Below are 19820 nucleotides of genomic sequence, written 5' to 3' on the forward strand. Positions count from 1 at the left end.
ATCATTATATTTGTTGGGAGTAAACTCCTTTTCAAATTGAACTACACATTTCTAACTCATTAAATTAATACCAAGGATAAATAATGAATAAGCAATTCATCAACAAAGTACTTAAAACAAATGCAGGTTTAGGGTCATTGATCATTCGTATTCCTGTTGGCCTAATACTCGTTGCCCACGGCTCACAAAAACTGTTTGCCTGGTTCGGAGGATATGGGCTTGAAGGGACAGGACAGTGGATGGAAAGTATTGGTTTAGCACCAGGTTTCTTGATGGCTTTATTGGCTGGTAGTGCTGAATTCTTTGGTGGTATTGCATTGATTTTAGGTTTATTGACCCGTCCTGCTGCACTATTGATCGCCTTTACTATGCTGGTGGCTATTTTTACTGCGCATATCAGTAATGGTTTATTTATAAGTAATGGCGGTATCGAGTATGCGTTGACTTTATTTGCGGCAACCTTAGCGTTAACGTTTCAAGGTGCCGGGCGCTTCTCTATTGATAACCGATTAGCAACACTATTGGGTAAATAATCAATAGGCCACAGCTCTGGATTAACAATATATTAGGCCTCTGATGAATGTTAGAGGCCTTCGTAGGAAAGGGCGGTGGTTAATAGTGTATTGGAACGCAAATGAGAGTCGCTACAGAATCAAGATAGTACAAGTCGTTTTATTAAATAACACAGGTTTTACTGGGCAAAATGATGTTCCTCATACTGCAATCGATTATGGCCTGCGCTTATAAGTGTTGGTTAATTAATAGTGAGGAAGGGGGAACCTGCGTTAACTGATTTTGCACATCGCTTTATATTATGACCATTTAGGACATGCAGGATATTCAATGGTTTCTACAATCTGAAAGTGTAAGAATAACAGCATTATTAATAATCAGTCTGACGACACTTTATGTATTTTTAATGATGATTTTTGCAATATTAATTAATTTATATCCAGTTGAATTACATCAATAGATAGACATTTTCATCGATAGTATTTGTGGCAGCCTAAATAATGGTGTTTATCGTGCTGTTTGTGCTTCAAATCAGCCAACTCATGACGAAGCTGCATTTGTGTGGTCTGTGCTAGCTTAAACTCTTTAAAGGAATATTTTGAAGCATTTCAGTGTGCGTCTAAGAATAGTTTATTGAAAGTGATATTTTTTTAATGGTAACGCTGACTCGCTTTATGTCGCTTATCCGGTTTATTTAAAGCAAACTTTAATAGCTAATGACGCTCATTTATCAATTACTTAAATGGTTATTTAAGCTCGATGCTTTTGCAAAGAATACGCGCATAGCCCATCCTAAGTTGGGTATTATTCAATTAAGGTCTCAAACCCTTCGATGATTGTGCCAAAAGGCCGCGATATGGTTTGGTTTAAGTATTGATAGGAAAGTTTATGAATTTCGCTCCTTTGATGTTTATAAGTCATGGCTCACCGATGTTTGCCATTGACTCTGGCTTAGCTGAAAAGCAACTTGCTAAACAATCGACACATTTTGATCATATACAGGCAATTATTGTTATTTCTGCTCATTGGATAACCCAAGGAAACTACATTACAACCATTGAACATCCTGAAGTTCTTTACGACTTTAGAGGCTTTCCACAAGCCTTGTATGAGTTACAGTACCCTGCGTTAGGCTCATCTGTGATTGCAAGTAAAGTGATAACGTTATTGCGTGATAATGGCATTGAATGTAAAGCTGATAATGATCGAGGTTGGGATCATGGCGTTTGGATCCCATTACGTCATCTTCGACCTGCTGGTGATAAACCTGTTATACAAGTATCTTTGAATGTTGATTATAGTGTTGATAATCTGCAACAACTTGGTGAAATATTAAAACAACTAAGAAGGCAAAACATTGCGATTATATGTTCTGGTAGTGTTACTCATAATTTATACGAGTTACGCATGACACATGATCTAGTAGCTGATTATGCACAAGGCTTTCAGGATTGGGTGAGAGAAGCAATAATAAAAAACGATATTACAGCTATTAAGCACCCTGAAACATCAAATTTTTATAGGCAATCACATCCAAGCTCAGATCATTATTTACCGTTAATTATCGCATTAGCTGCCAGTGAGCCTAATGAACAGGTTCATGTTTTAAAAAGCCCAATATTGCATCATACTATATCCATGGAAAGCTATATTTGGGGGATGTAAATCAACAAGTAGGGACCTTTTACTTATTGCCGTTATCGACTAAAAACCTAATGAAATCAGTTAACTGTTCCATTATGTAGGAAATTTTCCGTATAAATGTTTAACTTTTGACTAACTGAGATGAGCTTATAAAGCCAATTGCATTGCAGTTGGTAGTTCTATTCCTTCTCGCACCGACAATAGCGATAATAATAGGTTCTTTTTAGAGGACATATTGATAGCTTTATCTGTTCGTTAATCGTTTTTAGCAAAGCAGGGCTTAATTTGGGCTGCTTTATTTAGTCCAACCATAAATAATCTCTTTATTGCCTGCCACTTCATATTTATGATGGAAGTTAATTTCAAGCCTGTGATCAAATTATTTGAGGAGTATTAGTGGATAACAAAAATGAATTTGACCTAGATATAGGACAACGACATATAGCGATACAACGTAGGTACGAAGCTTTAGGTGCATTTAATGATCTATTTATTGCCATTTGGTTTTTGATAGGTAGTGTTTTTTTCCTCAACGATGCACTGATTGAAAGTGGCACTTGGCTATTTATTGTTGGTAGTGCTCAGCTAATTATTAAACCTGTTATTAAGCTATTAAGTTTAGTACACGTTAATAAAATTTTTAAAAAGGCTACTTAGCTAATACCGTTTGATGTGAGGCATTACAAAATGATCTCACGACGACAATCAAGCACTTCAACTCCTAAAAATAAACCTAATATATGCCCATCGTGCATTACTTGAATGAGATCGTTGTGATTTAAAATGTTAATGCGTCGGCCATGTTCTGTTAATAGGTTTAATTCATAACAGGCATAGCTGATAGCATGCTTCCGTTGAATCATTTTATTGTTGATTTGCAAAGAGACAATATGATGCAATTTTACGTTACGATCTTTGTGGTTGTTAAATACACCGGATACTCTATTAAAGGTAGCACGGCTTAAAAAGGGCTGGATTAGCGATATCCCAAAAGTGCCTATCGCAATACCAAAACCTCCAACAAAAATAGCAAGGTCATACTTGGTTGAAATGATCAGCTGGTAAGTGGCTAAGCCTATTAAAAAAATGCCCACCACAATATAAACGACACAAAACAACATAGCTGTGATAGTTGGGCGTAAATAAGCAATATCGCCATTTATAATAACTTTATGTGATAAAAACTTAGGCCCATCTTTGAGCAGGGTTCGGGTTAAATCGACGGTGAAGGTGTCATTCTGGTTCATATACTATCCTTGTATATTTATACCAAGCTTACTCATTAACTGATCTGTTTTGCTTGTTAAAATAATTTATTTTTGGTTGCAAGTTTCGCAAAGCGATAACCATTAAAGAATTAACACCATTTCGCTAATTTTCCAATAGGTGGTTAACGAAGTTAATCTTCGAAAGGATCAACTGCATGTTAAACTAATCCATTTTTTCTAGGCAAAATTTAAATTAATTATTCAATATAATTGGTGTTAACCCTGCTTATTTAGCTTTCTTTTTATAGTGATGATCAATACCAATTCACAGTGTTGGATTAAACATCATATACAAAAAAACTCACCGAAGTGAGTTTTTTATTAAGTGCGACGAGTAGGTCGCATATTTATTTTAAGCTTTGATTATTTTGTATCGTAGCTTTTTATCTCACCTGATTTAACGCGAGCGATAAATGAATGTAGTTCTTTTTTAACAACCGGCATTAAGAAGTATAGACCGATGATGTTAAAGATAGACATTGCAAAGATAGCTGCGTCAGAGAAGTCAATTACTGCACCAAACTGAATAGTTGCACCGATTACAACAAACACACAGAACATAATTTTGAATACTAATTCTGTCCCTTTGCCTTCACCGAATAAGTAAGTCCAAGCTTTTAATCCGTAGTACGACCATGAGATCATAGTAGAGAAAGCAAACATTACTACTGCTAGTGCTAATAGGTATTTAAATACACCTGCTGTTTCAGTAAACGAAGCGGCTGTTAGTGTTACACCCGTTAAGCCGCTACCATCAAATGGAGCAACGTTTAAGCCGGCGATAGTAATAACTAATGCAGTCATAGTACAGATAACTACTGTATCTACGAATGGTTCTAGTAATGATACTAAACCTTCAGTAACTGGTTCTTTTGTTTTTACTGCTGAGTGGGCAATGGCAGCAGAACCGACACCAGCTTCATTAGAGAAAGTTGCACGTTTCAAACCTTGGATTAATGCTCCAACAAAACCACCAACAACACCAGCACCTGTGAACGCACCTTCAAAAATAGCTGCGAATGCTGGACCAACTTGACCGATGTTCACACCAATAACGATTAGTGCCATACCAACGTATAATGCAGCCATCCATGGAACTATTTTTTCAGTTACAGAAGCAATCGAAGGCATGCCACCAACAATTACTGAGAATACTAATGCAGCTAATACCACACCTGTAATAATACCGTACTCACTTGGTACATCAAATGCGTAAGTTAACATTGCGTGTGCTTGGTTAGCTTGGAACATGTTACCGCCACCAAGTGAACCTAAAATACACATCAATGCAAAACCAATCGCTAATGCTTTACCTAAACCACCTAGACCTTTCTCGCCTAAACCTTGGCTCAAGTAATACATTGGGCCACCTGAAACGGCACCTGATGGTAAAATTGTTCTGTATTTAACACCTAGCGTACATTCACAGAATTTAGAAGCCATACCTAATAGGCCACATAGGATCATCCAGAATGTTGCCCCTGGGCCACCGATAGCAAGTGCTGCACCTACACCTGCGATGTTACCTAAACCAACCGTACCAGATAGAGCAGTGGTTAATGCTTGGAAGTGAGATACTTCACCTTCTTCTTTGGAATTAGGATCTGTGTATTTACCTTTTACGATATCAATCGCCATGCCTGCACGTCTAAACTGCACAAAACCAAAGTAAAGTGTGAAGATTAATGCTGCTACTAAAAGCCAGCCTACAATTAATGGGAAATTAGCTTCGCCTACTGGAACGCTTTTGAAGATCAAGCCAACAAACCAGCCTGTGTAATCATTGAAAAATCCGTCAACAGTTTCACTGAAGCTTGCAATGGTTTGACTAAATGAACCGGCCTCATCAGCAAAAGCTGTTGTGCTAAATGCTAATAAAAGGACAGATAAGAGATTGCGTGTTTTATTCATATTTACTTCCTTGTGGTTTTATTGTTTTAAAACAAATCCTTGTTCTTCTTAATAGTGTAAGTGCTTTTGTTCAGTTTCATTAACTAAAATTCAAGTTCTTTAATCGCCTAAATAGTTTTTTATGCTGTTATATTTAAAATATTAGAATAAAAAACTAAATCATTAAAACTGATAAGCGAAACTGACTTAATTTAACTTGCTATAAAGTAGATCATATTTAAGTGTTATAAGTTTACTCCTTTTTAATCATACGAGTTTTTATTGAATATTATGTGATATAGATCACGCGGATGTACTAGAGGTTGTTGTTATTTATTCAAAATATTTTTATTAGTTAATTATCGTTTATTAATTAATCACTCGTAAACTTTCTAAGCAATCTATTCGTATTACCAAAGGATGTGCAAACATCTAAGACCTTAATATTTTTTATAAATGCAAATAATACGAGGTTATGAATCGTCATTTTTAACTTAATAACAAAGAGAGGGTTGAACTTTAGTATCGCTTCTATGCTATAAGAGATATAGAAACTTTTTACTCAAACAAAAGATAGTTTAATAATAGTAAGTAGCCAATTTCAAAGGGAGTATTATGAAAGTTAATATACAAAAGAGTATTGCATTGCTATTGATAGTAGGTTTGAGTATTCAACTTTCTGGTTGTGGCACAATCCTCAAACCAGAAAGGAAAGGGCAAAGTGCTGGTCAACTCGATGCTAGTATCGTTGCATTAAATGCCATTGGCTTATTATTTTTTCTCGTTCCGGGGGTGATTGCTTTTGCTGTTGACTTCAATAATGGCACTATTTATCTACCGGGTGGTTCAGCTTCTAACGGGCTAGATAATAATAACCTAGTTAAAATTGAAGGCGAAGTAACTAACGAGAAGATTCAACAAGCTATTTTTGAGCATACTGGAAAACAAGTTGATTTAAATGATGATGGTATTCAAACCATTGCTAATACTGGTGGCGATATTAATGGCCAATTAGCCTCGATGTAACGGCGCAAATAATCCACCAATCGCACCTATTAATTGCTGCGGTTGGTGGATTCATAGAAATTGTTAACCTTGCTCTCTTTTTCTCAGTTTAACTAATCCAAGTAAACCTAATCCCAATAAGCCGATTTGTAGTGGCTCTGGTACGGAAGTCGTTTCCGTAAAAGAGATGCTTCCAGATAGTTGGTTAATTGTACCGCAACAATTTACGTCTGAGCTTGCATCAAAAGAGAAATTCAGAAAGCCATCGCTGATTAGTGATGAGAAAATAGATTCAGAGATAGTAGCGACTCCTGTTGATGTTGATACTGATTGATTACCGGTATCATTAGTAAAATCAAATAGATCATTACCGCTATCACCATCTAGAATACGTCCTAAGCTAAACCCATCTAATAGTAAATCTGCATACTCATAGCTTGAATTAAAGTCCCCATTAACATTTAACGTAAAAATAGCATCACCTGTAATAGTGGTAGGTGTAATCACGTTATCGTAAGTAATAAGTGCACCACTATTACTTGCGCTAGTTGGCTCAAAGGTTATTAATGCGGCATTGCAGTTAACTGCAAACAATAATGCTGCTAAACCGATAATTTTTTTCATTTTAAAAGTCCTTTTTAAATTGAGAATAATGTTAAGCGCTATTATCAATAGCAGTTCAGGAAAAGCAAATAACATACCACATCTTAAGTTACTGTTATTTATGGCTTTATTGGTAATTATATTTTTAGTGTAAATTTTACCGACATTAAATTTTATCGTGTTTTATTAGTTTAAGGTTTATAAAAAACACCTCTCAAGGGTTATATCTAAAGGGGGAGAGACATTAAAATTGTTGTTAATCTAATCTATTGATTTAATTGGGTAATGTTATTTTGTGTAATTTTTTCCGACACCAGATGCTTAGCACATGACTAAATCTACATTTTATTTATGTTAAACCTTAGAAGTATTTCCGCTCTGTTTTGGTGCGATTTTCACTTGTATTGGTAATAAAACTCCTATTTCACATTAGAAATTTTTCTGTTATTTAATAAATTTATTATAAATCAATGACTTATTTTTTTTGGCACTTTTTGTGCTTTGGTTAAGTGTAAGTTATTGTTTTTAAATTAATCTAAGGAAAGATAGCTATGTCGTATTTAGAGCCAAGTGAATTTGTTACCAAAATGGTTGATGCAGGTGAATCTAAAGTTTATATGTCAACAAAGGACACGTTAATTAGGGCTTTTATGGCGGGGGCTATTTTAGCCTTAGCTGCCGTCTTTGCGATTACTGTTGCCACAAAAACCGGTAGTGCGATTCTCGGGGCCTGCCTATTCCCAGTTGGATTTATCATGTTGTATCTTATGAAGTTCGATCTGCTCACCGGAGTATTTACCTTGGTACCTCTCTCGTTACTGGATAAACGCCCTGGTGTTACCTTTGCAGGGGTGATGCGTAACTGGGGGTTAGTATTTATTGGTAATTTCTTTGGTGCCATTACGGTTGCGTTTTTAATGTCATTTATTCTAACGCTAGGTTACGCCACGGACGGTGGTGCGATTGCAGCAAAAGTCGCGACTATTGGTGAGTCAAGAACCTTAGGCTACCAAGCACATGGAGCAGGTGGTTGGTTCACTATTTTTATTCGCGGCATGTTATGTAACTGGATGGTATCAATGGGAGTAGTGGGGGCGATGATCTCTACTTCAGCTGGTAGTAAAATGGCAGCTATGTGGATGCCGATCATGTTGTTCTTTTACATGGGCTTTGAGCACTCTATCGTGAATATGTTTCTATTTCCTTTTTCGATGATTATGGGGGGCGACTTTACAGTAACTGATTATCTGTTATGGAATGAGTTACCAACTGTGCTAGGTAATTTAGTAGGTGGTTTATGTTTAGTGGGTTTACCACTTTACTACACGCATGTTAAAACTTCTGCAGAACGTAAAATTCGTTAATTGTTAAGGACTTTGGAGCATTTAATACGAGGAGGTACAGTGAGTTTACCATTGAGTGTTTCTATTGGTAGTGCAACCGATAAAGGTATCAAATCGATTAATCAAGATTATATTGGTTACCGTGTACCCAAAGAGCCTTTATTAAGTACGAAAGGTATTGTACTCGCTATGGCTGATGGCATTAGCTCTAGCCAAGTGAGTCAAATAGCCAGTGAAACCGCAGTGTCTAATTTTTTGTCTGACTACTATTGCACTGCTGATACGTGGTCAGTAAAAAGCGCTGGGCAAACTGTACTTAAATCCATTAACTCTTGGTTACATGCACAAACTTTAGATAGCCCCAATCGTTTTGATAAAAACAAGGGCTATGTTTGTACTTTTACCGCGCTAGTGTTGAAGTCAAATACTGCGCATATATTTCATTCAGGCGATAGTCGTATCTATCGTCTAGTTGGCAGCAGTCTAGAACAATTAACAGAAGATCATCGATTACACGTATCAGATGATGTTAGTTATCTGACTCGTGCTTTAGGTATTGATAAAACTTTACCTATTGATTATTCAAGTTTATCAATAGAAAAAGATGATTTATTTATGCTGGCAACAGATGGCGTGTTTGAGTTTATTGATGAACGCAGGATATCGACAATTGTAAATAATAAAGAAACTTTAGAGGAAGCAGCAGAAGATATTATTGTGGAGGCTATGGCTGCGGGAAGTGACGATAATTTAAGTATTCAACTTGTAAGAATTAATAGTACGTCCGATTATCAATTAGATGAAGTACATCATTTAACACAGTTACCTATGCCACCACATTTAGCACCAAGAATGCATTTTGATGGTTATGAAATTTTACGAGAACTCTATATAAGTAGTCGCAGCCATGTTTTTCTAGCAAAAGATCTTACTAGTCATGCATATGTAGTGATTAAAATACCTTCAATTGACATGCGTAGTGATGAGCAATACCTTGAACATTTTATGTTAGAGCAGTGGGTTGCAAAGCGTATTAATAACCCACACGTTGCCAAAGCGATTATACCAAATCGTAAACAAAACTTTGTGTATTTGGTGAGTGAATATATAGATGGGATTTCGCTCAACCAATGGATGATCGATAACCCTAATCCTAGTTTAGAACAAGTTCGTATTATTATTGAGCAAGTCGTGAAAGGGGTACAAGCATTCCATCGACAGGAGATGATCCATCAAGACTTACGCCCGCAAAATATTATGATTGATAGTGATAATACGGTAAAAATTATTGATTTTGGTTCTACTTATATTGCTGGTGTTAGTTATATGGAACATGAGCAAGTGCTGCGCGGTACCATGCGTTATTCCGCACCTGAGTATTTTTTAGGGGATTGGGGTTCTGCTGCGTCGGATATTTATTCTATTGCAGTGATTACCTACCAGATGCTATCTGGACAGTTTCCTTATAAAGCGGATATTGCACAAAGTAGAAGTTTATCGGCACAGCGAAAATTGCCTTATCGAAGCATTATTAATGCAGATTCAGAATTACCTTTGTGGGTTGATGACACTTTACAACGTGCGTTACAAATAGAGCCTAAAAATCGTTATAAAGTGCTTTCTGAATTTATGTACGATTTAAGGCATCCAAGTAAACAATTTTTAGCAAAAGCACGTGCTCCTTTAATAGAGCGGCAACCCGTTGTTTTTTGGCAAGGTATGAGTGTGCTGCTGTTGTGTATTATTGTTGGATTATTATTAACCAGATAATAAGTCTTAATGTTCTTCAAATACGCCCTTAAATGTTGACTTTAGCCTATGAATATGAACCTAATTAAGAGAGAGTTTCCTGATGAAATATTTATTACTGTCACTTGTTATGGTGACTACCATTAGCTGTGCTTCTTCAGCAAAAAAATTAAATAATATCAGTGATCTAAGGTGGAAATATCGCGTTATTTTATTGTTATCAAGTGAAGACGATACACGTAACCAACAGTTGTTTACTAAGTACAATGAAGCTGTTTTGGATCGTCATATTGTATGGTTTATCGTTAAAGATAGACAAGTGATCAGCAATTATAGTGGCGGGATATCTGAGCAGTTTGTTGATAGTACAAAAGATAATTTCCCTCTGGATAAATACCCTGTTTTATTGATAGGTAAAGATGGTGGAATTAAAACACAGACTGACACATTTGAATTGCAATTACTGTTTTCAAATATAGATTTAATGCCCATGAGACAACAAGAAATGAGTCGCAATAAGTGAGTATGAATGAATTATTGATCAAGCGTATCTTTATTATTTAACGTAACAGGAAACACTATGCAACCAACAGGAAATCCTAATATTATTGATATAGAAGCCTCTGGTTTTGGAGGTGAAAGTTACCCTATTGAGGTTGGATTAGTATTAAGTGATGGAACTAAATTTTGTACTTTAATCTCTCCTTCAAAAAACTGGGATTATTGGAATGAGGAAGCAGAGCAAGTCCATAAAATTTCAAGAGAAACATTAAAACGTTATGGAAAACCTGTTGCCGAAGTCGCGCATAAACTAAATGAAATATTGGCTGGAATGACCTTATATTCAGATGGTTGGGTAGTGGATAAACCTTGGTTGATTCGCTTATTTCATGCATCAGGTGTAGAAATGAAGTTTGATGTCAGTCCATTGGAGATGATTTTATCGGAACAGCAGATGAAAATCTGGCATGAAACCAAAGATAAAATTATTGTTCAAACTAAAATTCAACGCCACAGAGCAACTAATGATGCTTGGGTAATACAAGAAACTTATCGTCAAACTAATGCGTTAGTTAAAGAAACAAATTAAATGTGCTAGTTAATTTATCTAAGTGGTTTAGTCGCATCTAATCCGGTAAATACCGGATTAGATGCTTTTAGGCTATTCCATCAATTTGTATTATTTAGCATCAGCTTCTAATTGTTTGGCAATCTCAATTAAATCTTTGCCTGTTAGGTCTGGTTTATTAGCAAGTGGATACAATGCTTTTCCTGGACGGAGAATATAAGCTGTTTTCCAGCCTACTTTATCAGCGCCTGCAATATCCCAAGCATGTGCGGCAATTAACATCGCATCTTCAGGTGCAACTTCCATCTCTTTTTCAGCCCATTGATATACTTTTAAATCAGGTTTGAATGTTTGTAGATTTTGAACCGTTAATGAACCATCAAAATATTGTGCTAGGTTTGAATTTTTAAGCTGTGCTGCAATACCTGCATCTGATGAGTTGGTTAATGTGATCATCTTATAGCCTAGTGCACGAATTCTGGTTAAGCCTTCGACGACATCAGCATGCGGTGCTAAATCTCTAAAAGGGGTTAATACCGCTGTTTTTGCTTGCTCTGGTGTTAAATCAATATTTTGTTGTTTCGCTATCATCTCCAATGAGGCAATACCGATCTCAGCGAAGCTATGGTATTCACCCGTCTCATTACTTACTAGAGAATAGTGCAACATGGTTGTAAACCAGAATGGTACTAACTCATCTCGGCCGCCAAGGGCTTTAGAAACAGATTTTCCAACGTTATCTAAGTTTAATAGTGTTTCATTAACGTCAAAAAAAATAACTTTAGGTATCATTTTTTGGTGCGATTCGGTTGGTGAGGCATGTACTAATGGAGAAGTGAAAATGGTCGAAATGACCAAGCTGAATATAAAGGACTTAAGTTTTATCATTTAATAATTACCTATTAGGTTGAAAGTTTAAAAAAGCAGTGAGCTATTAAGTTGATTACTTTAAATACGCAATCTGCACTTTTTATTGTGTAGAGCGCTGATTTAAATATGTGTCTAAACAATAGAGAAATTCTCACTACCTTTTAAAGACCGAAATAGATTTTATAAATTTCATCAATAAGTGAATATTGGTAAAAATTTAAAGTAAATAGATAGTTTTTGAACAATATTCATGTTCTTTTCATGAATTAAGTTGAATGGCTAGTATTGGCTATTTAATGTGGCGAGTTCTGTAAATAGCCATTTGTGTTTAAATTTGAAATGGTAGTTAGATATTGTTTTTTTGTTGTTGTAATTCTCGCTGCTCGCGTGCTTCTTTTATCGCTTCTGAGCGTTTCTTTTTGCGAACTAATGCCGCAGCAAAGCGGGCTTTTTCTCTGTCGGTTTCGCAGATTATTTTAGGAATTTGACGAGGTTTACTATCAGGACTAAGAGAGACAAAGGTTAAATAAGCAGAAGCGGTATGACGAACTTCTCCGGTTAGCACTGCTTCTGCCTCAACACGTGCTCCAATTTCCATCGAAGTTGCCCCGACATAATTGACACTCGCTTTGATACGTAGAATGTCACCTACATAAACAGGCGAGTGGAAATCAAGACGATCTAAAGAAGCGGTTACGGCATTACCGCCCGTGTGTCGCATTCCTACCATACAAGCCGTGTTATCAACCAGTTTCATAATTGAACCACCATGTACATTACCAGCGATATTAGCATCGGCATCCATCATTTGTTGTACCACAGTGATACTACTGAAGGCGATTGACTTCGGTTCCATATTATCTTCGACGTAAGCGTCAGTGGGTCTTACTTGTTTTCTATCAATGGGTTTGATTGATTTCATCATATTCTCCAAGTGAGAGTGCACCATTCATTGAGTCGATCCTATTGCGAATGGTATTCGTTGATCGATAAAACATCCCTATTAGTATCAAGTGAGTTATAAATAAATTTAGTTTTCTGTAACAGCTTACAGATCCCCAATATATTCTGCCATCGGGATCAGGTAAATAGCCCAAATAATTAAAACAACATGCAATACATCGTTTTCAGAGAAGCAAATGCGTTTTGCTTCCCAGAGCTTGTTTGTCCATCCTAGATAATCGTATATCCAGAATAAGATCATGGTTAACCAGATTAAAGCCCAAGATCCAAGTAAGGCGAGGTCAACCGCTGTGCCTAAAGTGAAATAGCGCCAACCATTAAGCCCCATAAAAAGAACATAATAGGGGCACAAAACCATACCATGCGTTCAAAGGTGATCCAGGATTTAATAGGTTTAAATCCACCAATAAAAGTGAGAATGATATAGATAATGCTACAGGCGACAGCATAAATAATAGAAGCGGTAAGTAGGTTACCCTCAGTGCAAGAGTAACAAACGGCCACTAACATCACGTTCATACTGACTTGTTGAAACATCATGTAAATCACTTCCCACCAACTTGTTCAACGACAAACCGAGCGATTTTGGCATTTCAATTGGTAACCAAAGGCTTGATAACTGGTACCTGCAATCAGTGCGCCAACACCCCAAAGAATCAAAGACCAGCCCCATAAAATACGTGACATATGGCCATTTTCAATTACGAGGTAATAGATGCCTACCGCAGTTGTTAACATACCTAGAAGATAAACGAGAAAAGAGGAACTAGGTTGGGTGATTACAATCTGTTTATCAAACATATTGATTCTGGAACAGGGTTGGATCTCAAACCAAGTTTGTTGATTGAGATTGGGGTTCTCATTTTTGATGGTGTCTAGCCGTTTAAAAGCTTTGCAGATAGTCGCTTTAAAAGTTGAAAGCATGTGTACCTCTGGTTGCTAATTAGCGTAGTGATCTGTGTTCTCCGATAACCTGCTTTATCACGATTGATAAAGCAGGGCTGATGGGCAGTAATAATTTTTTTTAACTAAAATGACTTTTTTGCTGCTCTGTCATTGCTGGTGGTAACAATACAAACTTACCCACATGATGTTTTTCGGTGAACTCACGTTGTGCTTGTTCAATCTCAGATAACGGGAAGCTTTTAGCTAATAATGGCTTAATTTCACCACGTTCAATGTAACCAATAAGATTTGGGAATACAGGTTCATCCCATGCTGTACAGCCTATTAAGGTCAGATCTTTAAGGTACATAGTACGCATATCTAAGTTTACCATCGGGCCCGCAATGGCACCTGAAGAGGCATAACGTCCACCACGTTTTAAGACCTCAGTCATTTCTGGGAATGCATAGCCAGCTACGTTATCGATAACCACGTCTATTGATTTTTCACCTAAAAATTCTAAAACACTGTCATTACGCTCAATAACGGTGTCGGCACCTAATGCTTTAACTTGGTCGATTTTACTTTTACCAGCAATCGCAGTGACTTTTGCTCCACGGCGCTTACACAGTTGTACAACCGCAGAACCCACACCACCTGATGCTCCGGCTACTAACACATGCGAGTTTTGATCGACACCTGCACGATGAATCATGTTTTCTGCAGTGCCGTAAGCGCAAGGGATAGTACCTAATTCAGCATCACTCCAATCACAGTCAACAGGGAATACTTCAGAAGCGGCGATGTTAACAAATTGAGCAAATGCACCATCAAAGTCAGAAGCCATCCAGATGTTTTCTAATGAATCCCAGCCGTTTGAACGAATACAAGAGCGGATTAAAATACGCTGGCCAATTAACGCAGAGTCGATACCTTCACCAACGGCAACCACACGACCACAACAGTCTGTACTTTGAATAAATGGGAAAGGTGTTGAGTCATTCCAGCCGCCATCAGCTGTTTCTGCTGCGTCGTTCATCTCATCTTCATTGCTGGTTAAGTTTTCTGTGCCTTGTGTTACTTTTGAAGAGTACCAACCTAAACGAGTATTGATCTCTGTGTTATTAACACCAGCGGCGAGGACTTGTACCAGTACTTCTCCAGCGCTAGGTGTTGGTAGAGGGACATCTCTATAATCTAATTTGTCATAGCCACCATTACCGGTTGTTACTACTGCTTTCATGGTTAATGTTGTATCGGTTAAGTCAAATCTATTGCTGTTAGCCACTGTTATATATTCCTTATATTAATACCGAGTTGTGAAAAGCTAATTATAATAAATAGCAGGTTAAATCATCACATTGGTAGACATCGGTAGTATCAATTTCACCTAATAAAAAACCGAACGGGTTGGAGTCGTTCGGTTTGTAGAAGATATTAGTCTGTTCGACTTGGATATCTTGGATAAATAGGTGTTCTCTTTTTATAAGCTTACAAGCATTGCCAGTAAGTTAACAGTGAATGGATTATTTAGTCACTTAGCACATTAGTACAACTTATTCTGCCTAATAAGCAGGCGGCTAACTGTTATATGATTCTCAGAGGTTGCTTTCACATTTTATTAACACTACCATTATACTACGTTTGTAATTTATTGTTTTTATGTGCCCATGTTTGTTTAAGTGTTCTATTTGATCACTTTCTTTTAACAACAAATATTTAAAACACTAATGGCTAATGGCCGGTATTTCTGGACAAAATACTGATGACATTACCGCTGTCTTACAAAGCCAAACAGGGAGAGTGCGCTTGAAAATTAACTCCTTATCACTATTAAATTCAAAAAAAGGCTGTGCATTATGTTGAAACGCATCGTAATAGGCGTTTGCGGAGCATCGTTGCTGGGTTTAGGTTTATTTAGTTTATATGCTTGGAACTCATCAATTGATCCCGTTACCCCGCCGTTGACCAAGGATTATTCCCCAGAAGTTATTGCTCAAGGTAAGATCTTAGCATCTGCTGGATATTGTAGTACCTGTCATACACCACCAGGTGGTCAAGAATATGCAGGTAACTATGAGATGCATACTGAGTTTGGCACCATCTATTCCAGTAATATTACCCCGGATGTTAAAACCGGCATTGGTAGTTGGTCTGAAGAAGCATTTATGCGCGCTATGCGTACAGGTGTGAGTCGTGATGGACATCATCTATTGCCCGCTTTCCCCTATGAACACTTCAACAAAATGAGCGATCAAGATATTAATGCAATTTATGCGTATATCATGACCTCAATACCAGCCGTTGAACAAGTTAAAAAAGACAATGGTATCCCATTTCCTTTAAATATCCGTGCATTACAAGCAGGATGGAAATTACTTTTTGCCGATACAGGGCAATTTGTTAAAGATAGCGCACAGTCTGAACAATGGAATCGTGGTGCTTATCTTGCTGAAGGCGTTGCCCACTGTGGTGCTTGCCATACTCCACGTAATGCATTAGGTGGTGAAAAGTATGATGAAATGTATCAAGGTGCTGCTATAGATGGTTGGATTGCACCGTCGTTAACTGAAACCAGTACGTCTCCGATCCCTTGGCGAGCACAAGATTTTTATGAATATTTAACAACTGGCAACTCGCCTTATCATGGCAGTGCCGCAGGGCCAATGGCTCCAGTGATGCATAAAGGTTTATCCGCTTTACCTGATAGTGATATTGAAGCTATTAGTGTGTATTTTGCTGCTAACAATGGAACAGATCAAAGTATCGACCCAAGTACTAGCGAGTCGTTAAAGTCAGCGATTGCAGCACAGCATAAACAAGCGGATCTTCGTATTGATGAAGGTGCTAGATTATATGCGACAACCTGTCAGGCTTGTCATTACAGTAGTGAAACTATTGTTAAAGGTCGCCCATTAATTACTTTGGGTTCATCTACTCACCTCGATAAACCAACTAATTTAGTTAATATCATGTTAGATGGTGTACGTAGTGACCAAGGAATCCATGGCGTTGTTATGCCTGGCTTCAGAAATGCATTAAGTGATCAAGATATCGCATCGATAGCCGCTTATTTACGTCAAGCGGCAGGGGAAGAGAGTTGGCCTAAGTTGCTTGAGCAAGTCGGTGAGATTCGAAACCAACCTCGATTTGAGCATTAATTCACTGGAGAAGTAATCATGGCAAAATTTATATTAAACGGTGAATTAAAGAGCGCCGATGTTGAAAGCGATACGCCTCTATTGTGGGTTATACGTGATGAATTAGAGATGACCGGTACTAAGTTCGGTTGCGGTATTGGTACCTGCGGTGCTTGTACCGTACATGTGGGCGGACGTGCAACACGTTCTTGTATCACGCCAGTTTCATCTGTTGAAGGCGCTGAAATCACCACTATTGAAGGTTTAGCTGAGAAAGATGATCACCCATTACAGATCTCTTGGAAGAAAATTCAAGTGCCGCAATGTGGTTATTGTCAATCTGGACAAATCATGCAGGCAGCGGCCTTATTAAAAGATATTCCAAACCCGTCTGACAAGGATATTGATGCAGTGATGGGCGGTAATTTATGCCGTTGTATGACTTATATTCGTATTCGTGATGCGATCCATGAAGCAGCAAATAAAATTAAGGAGCATAATGATGAGCAGAATATCTAAAGGTAAATCTGGAGGTATTACTCGTCGTGGTTTTTTAATTGCGATGACCTCAGTGGGAATGAGCTTTGGTTTTCCACGTCATTTATTAGCTGCAATGAACCCTGCGTCTCCTGATGGTAAAGTTTTACCAAGTGAAGGGGATGTTTATGAACCGTCTTTATGGTACTCCATCGATACGGCAGGAAAAATCAAAGTAAACATTATTCGATCTGAAATGGGTCAACATGTTGGTACCGCCATCGCACGTATTTTAGCTGATGAGCTTGAAGCGTCATGGGATGATATTGAAATTATTCATGTAGACAGTGATCCCCGCTGGGGTTTTATGGTAACTGGCGGCAGCTGGTCTGTGTCACAAAGTTGGCCTGTGTATCGTAAAGCTGGTGCTGCCGGTCGTATCGCCTTGATTGAATCTGCAGCTAAAAAGTGGGGAATTCCTGCTGCACAGTGTCAAGCAATAGACGGTAAGATAGTGTCTAGCAAAGGTGAGATCAGTTATGGGAAGTTAGTGGAGTTAGGGTTAACCCGTCAATTCACCGAAGATGAATTAAAAACATTACCACTTAAACCGAACCAAGATCTTAAGCTGGTGGGGAAGCAAGTCACTTCATTAGATATTGCCAATAAAACCAATGGTAAATCTATTTATGGCATCGATGCAAAAGTTGAAGGAATGGTTTATGCCAATCCAATTTTGCCACCAACGCGATATGGCTCAAAAGTAGTCAGTATTGATGATACCGCTGCACAGCAGGTTAAAGGCTACCAAAAAACCATTATTTTGGATGACCCGAGTGAAAGTGTAACTGGCTGGTTAATGGTGATTGCAAGCAGTTTTATAGCGGCACAAAAAGCATCAAAATTGGTTGAAGTAACTTGGGATGCTGGCGCAACCACCAAGGTTTCAGAAGCGGACATTATTAATCATGGTAAAACCCTGATTGATGACCAAAGCAAAGGCAGTATTTTAGATACTGGAAATGTTGATACAGAAAGTGCCTTTGCTAAAGCAAGTAGTAATATCTCTGAACAATATATTACTGATACTGTATTACACGCGCAAATGGAACCGCTGAACGCATTAGTATTTAAAAATCCTGATGGAATTTGGGAAGTGCATTCGGGGTGTCAGTGGCAATCATTAACTTTGCCTGTTTTAGCTAAAGCATTAGCTGAAGATGAAGCAAACATCGTACTGCGCAGTTATATGCTAGGTGGCGGCTTTGGTCGTCGATTAAATGGTGATTATACTGTACCTGCTGCGTTAGCCTCGAAAGCAATGGGTGGGGTTCCTGTTAAAATGATATTGACCCGTGCACAAGATATACAATTTGATAGTGCGCGTTCAGCATCGGTACAACAATTAAAAATGGCTTTTGATGAAAATAAATCTGTGATTGGTATGGAACACCACGCCGCAGCGGGATGGCCAACTCAAGCTTTAGCACCTGGTTTTATGCCTAAAGGGGTTAATGATGAGCCCTATGATCCGTTCTCGATTGCTGGTGCAGACCATTGGTATCAAGTTGGAGCTCAAAAAGTACGTGCGATTTCTAATGATTTAGCAATGGCTACCTTTAGACCGGGTTGGTTACGTTCAGTAGGGCCTGGTTGGACAGGTTGGGCAGTTGAAAGCTTTATGGATGAAGCTGCACATCATGCAGGTAAAGATCCATTGCAATTTCGGTTGGATATGTTGATCGCAGAAGGGCGTAACGCTGGCTCAACACCTGTTGCTGAAGGTGGTGCTGCACGACAAGCGGCTGTATTGAAGAAAGCTGGCGAAATGATTGGCTGGGGCAGTGAGCAGCCGGAAAATAGCGGTATAGGTATTGCTTCTACCTTTGGTCAAGAGCGTGAAATGCCTACATGGGTGGCTTGCGGTGTACAAGTTAAAGTAGACAAAGCAAATGGCTTGGTAGATGTAGAAAAGTTAGTGATTGCAATTGATGCAGGCATTATTGTTGATCCAAATGGGGCTGAAGCACAGTGCCAAGGGGCTGCTTTATGGGGACTTTCAATGGCTTTATACGAAGGGACAGAGCTACTTAATGGGCAATACAAAGATGATAACTTTGATACGTATACACCATTACGTTTAGCACAAGCCCCTGAGGTGAAGATTGAGTTTATGGTTAATCAATACCCACCTTCTGGTTTGGGCGAACCTGCGGTAACGCCTGTTGCTCCTGCGATTGCTAATGCAATTTATAATGCAGTGGGTGTACGATTACGTAAACTACCAATGAAGCCAAAAGACTTAAGAGCGGCATTGAGCCAAGCCTAAAGTAAATGACTAATGTGCTGTTAACTATTGCTAATACAGTATTTAGCAGCACACCTTTTTATTCTATTTTCT

The 19820-nt window shown here is 38.1% G+C and carries 20 protein-coding genes; 11 read left to right on the forward strand and 9 right to left on the reverse strand.

The window, feature by feature from the left end; genetic code table 11:
* Nucleotides 1-83 precede the first annotated feature (83 nt).
* The 3 genes from OW492_RS00700 to OW492_RS00710 all read left to right on the forward strand — a co-directional run bounded on the left by OW492_RS00700 (nt 84) and on the right by OW492_RS00710 (nt 2814).
* Nucleotides 84-533 carry a DoxX family protein gene (locus tag OW492_RS00700; RefSeq protein WP_290037723.1) on the forward strand — a complete coding sequence of 150 codons (450 nt, stop codon included), beginning with the start codon at nt 84-86 and terminating at the stop codon, nt 531-533.
* An 868-nt stretch (nt 534-1401) separates the two neighbouring features.
* The gene (locus OW492_RS00705) at nt 1402-2178 is read left to right on the forward strand and encodes a class III extradiol ring-cleavage dioxygenase (RefSeq protein WP_290037724.1); all 777 of its coding nucleotides are present in this window, start codon (nt 1402-1404) and stop codon (nt 2176-2178) included.
* Nucleotides 2179-2553: 375 nt separating this feature from the next.
* Nucleotides 2554-2814 carry a YrhK family protein gene (locus OW492_RS00710; RefSeq protein WP_290037725.1) on the forward strand — a complete coding sequence of 87 codons (261 nt, stop codon included), beginning with the start codon at nt 2554-2556 and terminating at the stop codon, nt 2812-2814.
* A 23-nt stretch (nt 2815-2837) separates the two neighbouring features.
* Here the strand turns inward: OW492_RS00710 and OW492_RS00715 are convergent, their stop codons facing one another.
* Together OW492_RS00715 and OW492_RS00720 are read right to left on the reverse strand one after the other, a co-directional pair.
* Nucleotides 2838-3404 carry a hypothetical protein gene (locus OW492_RS00715; protein WP_290037726.1) on the reverse strand — a complete coding sequence of 189 codons (567 nt, stop codon included), beginning with the start codon at nt 3402-3404 and terminating at the stop codon, nt 2838-2840.
* 384 nt (nt 3405-3788) lie between these two features.
* Nucleotides 3789-5336 carry an alanine/glycine:cation symporter family protein gene (locus OW492_RS00720; RefSeq protein WP_290037728.1) on the reverse strand — a complete coding sequence of 516 codons (1548 nt, stop codon included), beginning with the start codon at nt 5334-5336 and terminating at the stop codon, nt 3789-3791.
* Between the two features lie 594 nt (nt 5337-5930).
* Here OW492_RS00720 and OW492_RS00725 point away from each other — a divergent pair.
* Nucleotides 5931-6341 carry a hypothetical protein gene (locus OW492_RS00725; RefSeq protein ID WP_290037730.1) on the forward strand — a complete coding sequence of 137 codons (411 nt, stop codon included), beginning with the start codon at nt 5931-5933 and terminating at the stop codon, nt 6339-6341.
* A gap of 63 nt (nt 6342-6404) precedes the next feature.
* Here the strand turns inward: OW492_RS00725 and OW492_RS00730 are convergent, their stop codons facing one another.
* Entirely contained in the window at nt 6405-6944 is a 540-nt protein-coding gene (locus OW492_RS00730; protein ID WP_290037732.1) for a PEP-CTERM sorting domain-containing protein, read from the reverse strand.
* Nucleotides 6945-7474: 530 nt separating this feature from the next.
* Between OW492_RS00730 and OW492_RS00735 the strand changes: the two genes are divergently transcribed.
* The 4 genes from OW492_RS00735 (at nt 7475) to OW492_RS00750 (ending at nt 11105) form a co-directional block, all read left to right on the forward strand.
* Nucleotides 7475-8287, forward strand: a complete 813-nt coding sequence (locus tag OW492_RS00735; protein WP_290037733.1) for a formate/nitrite transporter family protein — start codon at nt 7475-7477, stop codon at nt 8285-8287.
* Between the two features lie 39 nt (nt 8288-8326).
* A complete protein-coding gene (locus OW492_RS00740; protein ID WP_290037735.1) occupies nt 8327-10036 on the forward strand; it encodes a bifunctional protein-serine/threonine kinase/phosphatase in 1710 nt (569 codons plus the stop codon).
* Between the two features lie 82 nt (nt 10037-10118).
* A complete protein-coding gene (locus OW492_RS00745; protein WP_290037737.1) occupies nt 10119-10538 on the forward strand; it encodes a DUF4174 domain-containing protein in 420 nt (139 codons plus the stop codon).
* A gap of 57 nt (nt 10539-10595) precedes the next feature.
* On the forward strand, nt 10596-11105 hold the full coding sequence (locus OW492_RS00750) for a hypothetical protein (protein ID WP_290037739.1): 510 nt from the start codon (nt 10596-10598) through the stop codon (nt 11103-11105).
* A 90-nt stretch (nt 11106-11195) separates the two neighbouring features.
* Here the strand turns inward: OW492_RS00750 and OW492_RS00755 are convergent, their stop codons facing one another.
* From OW492_RS00755 to OW492_RS00780, 6 genes are all read right to left on the reverse strand, one after another.
* On the reverse strand, nt 11196-11972 hold the full coding sequence (locus OW492_RS00755; protein ID WP_290037740.1) for a haloacid dehalogenase type II: 777 nt from the start codon (nt 11970-11972) through the stop codon (nt 11196-11198).
* 328 nt (nt 11973-12300) lie between these two features.
* Nucleotides 12301-12879, reverse strand: coding sequence for an acyl-CoA thioesterase (locus OW492_RS00760; protein ID WP_290037741.1), 579 nt, complete (start codon nt 12877-12879; stop codon nt 12301-12303).
* Nucleotides 12880-13002: 123 nt separating this feature from the next.
* Nucleotides 13003-13245, reverse strand: a complete 243-nt coding sequence (locus tag OW492_RS00765) for a hypothetical protein (RefSeq protein WP_290037742.1) — start codon at nt 13243-13245, stop codon at nt 13003-13005.
* Entirely contained in the window at nt 13212-13457 is a 246-nt protein-coding gene (locus OW492_RS00770) for a hypothetical protein (protein ID WP_290037744.1), read from the reverse strand. Before OW492_RS00770 ends, OW492_RS00765 begins: the two co-directional genes overlap by 34 nt.
* Before the next feature lie 24 nt (nt 13458-13481).
* Nucleotides 13482-13718: a hypothetical protein gene (locus OW492_RS00775; RefSeq protein ID WP_290037746.1), complete on the reverse strand. Its 237-nt coding sequence runs from the start codon at nt 13716-13718 to the stop codon at nt 13482-13484.
* A gap of 223 nt (nt 13719-13941) precedes the next feature.
* The gene (locus OW492_RS00780; RefSeq protein ID WP_290038320.1) at nt 13942-15045 is read right to left on the reverse strand and encodes an alcohol dehydrogenase family protein; all 1104 of its coding nucleotides are present in this window, start codon (nt 15043-15045) and stop codon (nt 13942-13944) included.
* Between the two features lie 616 nt (nt 15046-15661).
* On the opposite strand from OW492_RS00780, the gene OW492_RS00785 reads away from it, so the two are divergent.
* From OW492_RS00785 to OW492_RS00795, 3 genes are read left to right on the forward strand one after another with little or no spacing between them, the layout of a single operon-like run.
* Nucleotides 15662-16963: a cytochrome c gene (locus tag OW492_RS00785; protein WP_290037747.1), complete on the forward strand. Its 1302-nt coding sequence runs from the start codon at nt 15662-15664 to the stop codon at nt 16961-16963.
* Nucleotides 16964-16981: 18 nt separating this feature from the next.
* Nucleotides 16982-17461: a (2Fe-2S)-binding protein gene (locus OW492_RS00790; protein ID WP_290037749.1), complete on the forward strand. Its 480-nt coding sequence runs from the start codon at nt 16982-16984 to the stop codon at nt 17459-17461.
* Nucleotides 17442-19748: a molybdopterin cofactor-binding domain-containing protein gene (locus tag OW492_RS00795; protein ID WP_290037751.1), complete on the forward strand. Its 2307-nt coding sequence runs from the start codon at nt 17442-17444 to the stop codon at nt 19746-19748. The genes OW492_RS00790 and OW492_RS00795 overlap by 20 nt, the downstream gene beginning before the upstream one ends.
* Nucleotides 19749-19820 lie beyond the last annotated feature (72 nt).

Source organism: Psychromonas sp. 14N.309.X.WAT.B.A12, from assembly GCF_030397575.1.
Taxonomy (GTDB): Bacteria; Pseudomonadota; Gammaproteobacteria; order Enterobacterales; family Psychromonadaceae; genus Psychromonas.

Excerpts from the sequence above, each read along its gene's own strand:
- OW492_RS00700 (WP_290037723.1), top strand. The coding sequence starts at position 84 with ATGAATAAGCAATTCATCAACAAAGTACTTAAAACAAATGCAGGTTTA.
- OW492_RS00705 (WP_290037724.1), top strand. The coding sequence starts at position 1,402 with ATGAATTTCGCTCCTTTGATGTTTATAAGTCATGGCTCACCGATGTTT.
- OW492_RS00715 (WP_290037726.1), bottom strand. The coding sequence starts at position 3,404 with ATGAACCAGAATGACACCTTCACCGTCGATTTAACCCGAACCCTGCTC.
- OW492_RS00720 (WP_290037728.1), bottom strand. The coding sequence starts at position 5,336 with ATGAATAAAACACGCAATCTCTTATCTGTCCTTTTATTAGCATTTAGC.
- OW492_RS00725 (WP_290037730.1), top strand. The coding sequence starts at position 5,931 with ATGAAAGTTAATATACAAAAGAGTATTGCATTGCTATTGATAGTAGGT.
- OW492_RS00730 (WP_290037732.1), bottom strand. The coding sequence starts at position 6,944 with ATGAAAAAAATTATCGGTTTAGCAGCATTATTGTTTGCAGTTAACTGC.
- OW492_RS00735 (WP_290037733.1), top strand. The coding sequence starts at position 7,475 with ATGTCGTATTTAGAGCCAAGTGAATTTGTTACCAAAATGGTTGATGCA.
- OW492_RS00745 (WP_290037737.1), top strand. The coding sequence starts at position 10,119 with ATGAAATATTTATTACTGTCACTTGTTATGGTGACTACCATTAGCTGT.
- OW492_RS00750 (WP_290037739.1), top strand. The coding sequence starts at position 10,596 with ATGCAACCAACAGGAAATCCTAATATTATTGATATAGAAGCCTCTGGT.
- OW492_RS00755 (WP_290037740.1), bottom strand. The coding sequence starts at position 11,972 with ATGATAAAACTTAAGTCCTTTATATTCAGCTTGGTCATTTCGACCATT.
- OW492_RS00760 (WP_290037741.1), bottom strand. The coding sequence starts at position 12,879 with ATGATGAAATCAATCAAACCCATTGATAGAAAACAAGTAAGACCCACT.
- OW492_RS00765 (WP_290037742.1), bottom strand. The coding sequence starts at position 13,245 with ATGGGGCTTAATGGTTGGCGCTATTTCACTTTAGGCACAGCGGTTGAC.
- OW492_RS00770 (WP_290037744.1), bottom strand. The coding sequence starts at position 13,457 with ATGATGTTTCAACAAGTCAGTATGAACGTGATGTTAGTGGCCGTTTGT.
- OW492_RS00775 (WP_290037746.1), bottom strand. The coding sequence starts at position 13,718 with ATGTTTGATAAACAGATTGTAATCACCCAACCTAGTTCCTCTTTTCTC.
- OW492_RS00780 (WP_290038320.1), bottom strand. The coding sequence starts at position 15,045 with ATGAAAGCAGTAGTAACAACCGGTAATGGTGGCTATGACAAATTAGAT.
- OW492_RS00785 (WP_290037747.1), top strand. The coding sequence starts at position 15,662 with ATGTTGAAACGCATCGTAATAGGCGTTTGCGGAGCATCGTTGCTGGGT.
- OW492_RS00790 (WP_290037749.1), top strand. The coding sequence starts at position 16,982 with ATGGCAAAATTTATATTAAACGGTGAATTAAAGAGCGCCGATGTTGAA.
- OW492_RS00795 (WP_290037751.1), top strand. The coding sequence starts at position 17,442 with ATGATGAGCAGAATATCTAAAGGTAAATCTGGAGGTATTACTCGTCGT.